General features: G+C 74.9%; 1 pseudogene. It reads left to right on the forward strand.

The window, feature by feature from the left end:
* Positions 1 to 753, forward strand: a pseudogene (locus AVME950_RS24250) (RHS repeat domain-containing protein); the annotation flags it as partial.

Consider the following 753-nt stretch of genomic DNA (forward strand, 5'->3'; position numbering starts at 1 on the left):
AGGGCCTGGGCGAGCTGGACTGGCTGGCCTACGGCTCGGGCCACGTGCACGGGCTGCTGCTGGACAAGACCCCGGTGCTGGCCATCGAACGCGATGCGCTGCACCGGGAGGTCGCGCGCAGCCTGCAGCTGGAGGGCGGCGCGCAACGGGTCCATGCCGCAGTCACCCAGACCCGGCGCCTGGACCCCATGGGCCGGCTGCTGCAGCAAGACTGGCAAGGGCTGCCCTCGGCAGGTGCGGCGCAGGCACCGGGCCCGCTCGCCGCCCTGGCCGTGCGCCGCTACACCTACGATGCGCTGGGCCAACTGGTGGGCGTGCAGACCCCGTTGGATGCCACGCGCTACCACTACGACGTGCACCAGCGCCTGACCGGCGTGGTGCATGCGGTCGCCGACGCCGTGCAGCAGCGGCGCTGGCGGCTCGATCCGGCGGGCAACCGGCTGCCGGACCCCTCGGGCCAGGAGGCGGCCCCGGGTGCGGACCGCCAGGACTGGGCGAGCCAGGTGCAGCAGAACCTGCACGACCCGGGCTTCGATCTGCTGCAGCCGCAGGGCGGTGCGCCAGGCCGCGCGGGCGGGCCGGTGCAGCAGTGGCCGGGCAACCGCATCGGCTGGAGCCACGGCGGTGCGGGAGCCGGTGCGGGAACCGGTGCGCAGGGGGGCACCCTGCAGTACCGCTACGACGCCTTCGGCAACCGGGTGCAGGCGCAGCACGCCGATGGGCGCACGCTGCGGCTGGAGTACGACGCGCTGC

The organism is Acidovorax sp. SUPP950, from assembly GCF_030158935.1.
Classification (GTDB): Bacteria; Pseudomonadota; Gammaproteobacteria; order Burkholderiales; family Burkholderiaceae_C; genus Paracidovorax.